This is a genomic window from Acinetobacter sp. HR7 (assembly GCF_000773685.1).
In the GTDB taxonomy this organism is placed as follows: domain Bacteria; phylum Pseudomonadota; class Gammaproteobacteria; order Pseudomonadales; family Moraxellaceae; genus Acinetobacter; species Acinetobacter thermotolerans.
In genome coordinates this window covers 1-5,270 of sequence record NZ_JPQO01000139.1, presented here as the reverse complement: position 1 = coordinate 5,270, position 5,270 = coordinate 1, and the positions used below count along the sequence as shown (strand labels likewise).

Here is a 5,270-nt window from a genome sequence, read left to right as displayed (position 1 = left end):
GTTCTGTTGCCTTAGCCTGTATATTTTTATGGCTACCTTTATAGGGTTAATTATGAACAGTAAGTGTCAACAGACCCTAGTGATCTGGGGTCGGATATTGCTCGGTCTGCTTTTGATCTGCCGGTGCAGTTGCTGCTGGTTCAGGCGTTTTATTACCATCACGGCTGACAATATAAAGATACAGGGCAGAAGGCGCCAGAATCAGTAAAACAATCAGTATTTTCTTTAACATGGAAAAATATCAAATTCTCAACTTGCCTTGATTATAGCCTAAGTAAATCAGAAAGGGCATAACAATAGATATAGAGATTCTGGATAAAAAAATAATAGAGAAGAAGGAGAAATAAGATGGCGTCCCTACGGGGATTCGAACCCCGGTTACCGCCGTGAAAGGGCGATGTCCTAGGCCTCTAGACGATAGGGACGTTTAGAAGATGGCGGTATCTTATTGATCCGCCACCAAAGTGTCAAGCAAGTGGGGGGTGAGTTTGTTTAAAATATAGCAAAACAGTTCAGCCGTCTTCTGCGTGTCATATAAAGCAGAGTGAGCTTCTTTGCCGTCAAACTCGATACCAGCCTGAATACAGGATTTTGCCAGTACTGTTTGGCCAAACATCACCGCACTCAAAGTAACTGTATCGAATACAGAAAAACTGTGGAACGGGTTCTGGTTCTTGGTACCGGTACGGGCAATAGCTGCCTGAACAAAACCTAAATCGAAATGCGCATTGTGGCCCACCAAAATTGCATGGGTGCAGTTTTGCTGGCGCCGTACTTCATTGATCGATTTAAAAATACGTTTTAACGCAGTTTTCTCATCTTCGGCCATCGCGATACGCATCGGATTAAACGGATCTACACCGATAAAGTCGAGCGAACGCTTGTCGAGATTTGCCCCTTCAAAGGGATTGATATGTGCATGATGGGCCTGACCCGGCACAAATTCGCCTTTCTCATTGAAAACAATAGGAATGGCAGCGATTTCCAGTAAGGCGTCGGTTTGTGCATTAAAACCTGCTGTCTCTACATCGACAACAACAGGCAGAAATCCACGGAAACGTTGACCAATGACTGGGAGAGTTTCATTTGTCACACTTTTCTCCATTGAATGGTTTTACCCGCATACAGCGGAATAATCTGTTCACCATCCAAATAGTCCAGACTCTCAGGAATCACTTGATCTTCTTTTACCAGAGTAATGGTATTGGTATTGCGCGGCAGGCCGTAGAAATCAGCACCAAAATGGCTGGCAAAACCTTCCAGACGGTCAATCTTGCCGACCTGATCAAATGCCTGAGCATAGAGTTCAATTGCAGTAGGCGCACTATAACACCCTGCGCAGCCACATGCATTTTCTTTGGCATTTTTTGAGTGCGGTGCACTGTCGGTACCGAGGAAGAATTTCGGATTACCGCTGGTCGCCACTTCCAGTAGAGTCTGCTGGTGTGTTTGACGTTTTAAAATTGGCAGGCAATAGAAATGGGGTTTTACACCGCCTACGAGCAGGTCATTACGGTTAAACAGTAAGTGTTGTGGGGTAATGGTTGCAGCCACATTGCGATCTTGCTCCAAGACAAAATTCGCTGCTTCGCTGGTAGTGATATGTTCCAGTACCAGTTTCAGTTTCGGGAACTGTTTTAACAGTGGAGAAAGCACTTCATCCAGGAAACGTTTTTCACGATCGAAAATATCGACGTGATTATGGGTCACTTCGCCATGTAGCAATAACGGCACTTGGTGTTCTTCAAGCTGTTCGATCACCGCATACACTTTGCGGATGTCGCTGACACCGCTGTCCGAGTTGGTGGTTGCACCAGCAGGGTAGAGCTTGATTGCACTGACATGCTCAGACTCTTTGATTTTGCGTACTTCATCTGGAGAGGTATTGTCAGTGAAGTACAACACCATACGCGGATCGAAATTTACGCCTTCAGGCACATGCGCCATGATGCGTTCACGATAACTGAGTGCCTCTTCCACCGTTTTGACTGGTGGAACCAGGTTTGGCATACAGATTGCGCGGGAAAATTGTTGGGCTAAGTCAGGAACCGTACGCTTGAGTGCTAGACCATCACGTAGGTGAGCGTGCCAGTCGTCTGGCTGGAGAATCGTAATCGTATTCAAGGCGAATTCAATCAGAGAAATAATTTGAATGATAATGCATCTGGGCTAAAAATGGTAATGTGAAATATAGACAAAACGCATGATAAAGATGAATTAATTTGAAAAAGTATGCTATTTTAAAATCATTAAAAAAATTACATGCATGCGCTAAGCAATGGAATACAAATATAATTTAGCTAAGTTGCAGGATCAGAAAGAAAAGATTGAAGCACTGATCGCGGGGCAAAGTCAGAAAATACGGCGAGTCTTTCCACAGCCGTTAGAGGATGAATTTTGGTCTAAAAATATGGAGCGTGCCCGAAAGCATGCGGAACGCTATGTTTGGGCCGGGGTCTTATCCTATTTTGTTCTGATGCTGACCATCATTCCCACAGATTACTGGATTCTGGAAGATCAGTATTTTGTCCATGATTTTACCTTGTGTCTGCTGGGGATTATTAATGGCGGATTAACGTTACTGGTGTTTTACTTTTTCGCCACTTTGCCTAAGCTCAGACCATATTTTCATTCTGCCTCATTGGTGCTGATGTTCTGGGTACTGGTGACCACGTCCTGCCTGACCATGTCGATTCTAACTCCAGCGATGAAACTGCAAGCCATGGCAATCGTCAGTATCATCTATGTGTTGGGCTATATCCTGACCGGGGTTAAACCTTTACAGATGTTGGTGACCGGTGTGTTAGCGGCGATCGCTAGTGTGGTTAGCCTGATCTGGATGGAGATTGAGTTTGGTCCAGTGGTGTTTATGCGGATTCTGGTAGGCAGTTCCATTCTGGGCTTTGTCATCAGCCATATGATTTTTGCCCGTGAGCGCATGATTTTTCTGTATTCTGCACGTGCCAAGATTAGTGAGCAGATTCACCGAATTCATAATACTGAACTTCTGCACTTGAGCCAGCAAGATGAACTGACCAAGATTTCCAATCGCCGTACTTTCGATGAAATGCTAAATGTGTATTTTTCGCAGGCGAAACGGGATAACAGCTCCTTAGCAGTGCTATTTATCGATGTGGATTTCTTTAAAAACTATAATGATTTTTACGGACACCAAAAGGGTGATGACGTCATTTCCAGCATTGCGGTAACCATTAAAAATGCCATCCGGCATATGGACTTTGTTGCGCGTTATGGTGGGGAAGAATTTGTGGTGCTGTTACCGGAAACGGATGCCAACGGTGCCTATGCCGTGGCCACCAATATCTTTAAAGCCATTGAACGTTTAATGATACCCCACGAAAAATCAACGGTATCCCAATATGTCACCATCAGTCTAGGATTGACAGTGTATCGAGGCGAACAGGACATCAGTAAAGAAGCATTACTCGGTATTGCCGATCAGGCGCTGTATAAGGCCAAGATCTTGGGGCGTAACCAGATTTATTACCAGAATCTCACTGCTGATGAGTTTGATAAACTCTATAATCTTTAAATCCAGCAATAAAAAAACCGCTCTTTCGAGCGGTTTTTTATTTCAGAGATCCAACAATATTATTTGTTTTTGTCTTTCAGTTGTGGAACTGCTGAACCTGTACCTACAGCTAATAAACCTGAATTTGTATAAATACCAAGTTTTGCGCGAGTATCTGTGATGTCTAGGTTACGCATAGTCAACTGACCGATACGGTCTGCTGGAGAGAACATAGAATCACCTTTCTCCATAGTTAGGCGTTCTGGTTCGTAAGTCAGGTTAGGAGATTCAGTGTTCATGATAGTGTAGTCATTACCACGACGCAGTTCTAAAGTCACAGTACCAGTGATCGCTTTCGCAACCCAACGCTGTGCGGTTTCACGCAACATTAAGGCTTGAGAATCAAACCAACGACCTTGGTACAACAGACGACCTAAACGCAGACCGTTGATGCGGTATTGTTCAATCGTATCTTCGTTATGGATACCAGTCACCAGACGCTCGTAAGCGATGTGCAGCAGTGCCATCCCCGGTGCTTCATAGATACCGCGAGATTTCGCTTCGATGATACGGTTTTCAATCTGATCCGACATACCTAGACCATGACGGCCACCGATACGGTTTGCTTCAAGAATGAATTCAACTGGATCTTCAATGCGTTTGCCATTGATCGCAACAGGGAAACCTTCTTCAAAAGTAATGGATACTTCTTCAGGTTTGATTTCAACGTCTTCTTTCCAGAAGGCAACGCCCATGATTGGCTCAACGATTTTGATACCTGAATCAAGGTGTTCAAGATCTTTGGCTTCGTGAGTCGCACCCAACATGTTTGAGTCAGTTGAGTAAGCTTTCTCTTTTGACATTTTGTAGTCAAAGCCGTTGTCGATCAGGAACTGAGACATTTCGGCACGGCCACCCAGCTCATCAATGAAAGTCTGGTCTAACCATGGTTTGTAGATTTTAAGGTTAGGGTTGGTCAGCAGACCGTAGCGGTAGAAACGCTCGATGTCATTACCTTTATAAGTTGAACCGTCACCCCAGATGTTTACGTCATCTTCTTTCATTGCAGTCACAAGCATCGTACCTGTTACTGCACGGCCAAGTGGCGTAGTGTTGAAGTAAGGAACGCCACCAGTAGAGATGTGGAACGCGCCACATTGAATCGCAGCAATACCTTCTAATGCAAGTTGTAGACGACAGTCGATCAGACGTGCTTTTACTGCGCCATAAGCTTCTGCTTTTTTAGGGATGGCATCGTAATCGTCTTCGTCTGGCTGGCCCAGGTTCGCAGTGTAAGCATAAGGCTCAGCACCTTTTTGTTTCATCCACAATAAAGCAGCTGAAGTATCTAGACCACCAGAAAAGGCGATACCGACTTTTTTGCCTACTGGTACACTCTGCAAGATAGTTGCATTATCAGTCATTGCTAGTCCTAACTATTTCAAATAGGCACCACGAGAAATTGGTGGCCAAGGAGAATCTGTAAATGCGGTATTCTATCACTTTTACCAAAACATTTTTTCTGAAAAAAGAGAAAAATTTAAAAAAATGAACTTTAATGGTGAGGTTTTGTCAGCTTTTTAGGCTGGATTGAACATTCACTGTGTATTCTTATTTTGATGGACACTACATCTCATAGAGAAGTGAACAGAGATTCCTATCTTACTTGGACGCTTTAGTGTTATTCCCAAGTAGAAATGTCCTACCTAATAACCAAATAGAAATGTCCTATATGGAC

General features: G+C 44.0%; 5 protein-coding genes and 1 tRNA gene. 1 reads left to right on the top strand and 5 read right to left on the bottom strand.

The annotated features are described in order from the left end of the window. Positions 1 to 76: 76 nt before the first annotated feature. From GW12_RS15875 to pyrC, 4 genes are all read right to left on the bottom strand, one after another. Positions 77 to 232, bottom strand: coding sequence for a hypothetical protein (locus GW12_RS15875; RefSeq protein WP_171077674.1), 156 nt, complete (start codon positions 230 to 232; stop codon positions 77 to 79). 117 nt (positions 233 to 349) lie between these two features. Then, positions 350 to 425 (bottom strand) — tRNA-Glu (locus GW12_RS06330). 20 nt (positions 426 to 445) lie between these two features. After that, a complete protein-coding gene (gene rnt / locus GW12_RS06325) occupies positions 446 to 1,105 on the bottom strand; it encodes a ribonuclease T (RefSeq protein ID WP_034585049.1) in 660 nt (219 codons plus the stop codon). Next, positions 1,090 to 2,124: a dihydroorotase gene (gene pyrC, locus GW12_RS06320; RefSeq protein WP_034585045.1), complete on the bottom strand. Its 1,035-nt coding sequence runs from the start codon at positions 2,122 to 2,124 to the stop codon at positions 1,090 to 1,092. The genes rnt and pyrC overlap by 16 nt, the downstream gene beginning before the upstream one ends. 154 nt (positions 2,125 to 2,278) lie before the next feature. Here pyrC and GW12_RS06315 point away from each other — a divergent pair, with 154 nt between their 5' ends. Next, positions 2,279 to 3,553 (top strand): GGDEF domain-containing protein, encoded by a 1,275-nt coding sequence (locus tag GW12_RS06315; protein ID WP_034585042.1) that lies wholly within the window; start codon positions 2,279 to 2,281, stop codon positions 3,551 to 3,553. A gap of 59 nt (positions 3,554 to 3,612) precedes the next feature. Here GW12_RS06315 and argG read toward each other — a convergent pair whose 3' ends face one another. Next, positions 3,613 to 4,956, bottom strand: coding sequence for an argininosuccinate synthase (argG, locus tag GW12_RS06310; protein ID WP_034585040.1), 1,344 nt, complete (start codon positions 4,954 to 4,956; stop codon positions 3,613 to 3,615). Between the last annotated feature and the right edge of the window lie 314 nt (positions 4,957 to 5,270).

What these genes read in the sequence shown, in the direction of transcription:
- rnt (WP_034585049.1), bottom strand. Translation starts at nt 1,105, where the DNA reads ATGGAGAAAAGTGTGACAAATGAAACTCTCCCAGTCATTGGTCAACGT.
- GW12_RS15875 (WP_171077674.1), bottom strand. Translation starts at nt 232, where the DNA reads ATGTTAAAGAAAATACTGATTGTTTTACTGATTCTGGCGCCTTCTGCC.
- argG (WP_034585040.1), bottom strand. Translation starts at nt 4,956, where the DNA reads ATGACTGATAATGCAACTATCTTGCAGAGTGTACCAGTAGGCAAAAAA.
- GW12_RS06315 (WP_034585042.1), top strand. Translation starts at nt 2,279, where the DNA reads ATGGAATACAAATATAATTTAGCTAAGTTGCAGGATCAGAAAGAAAAG.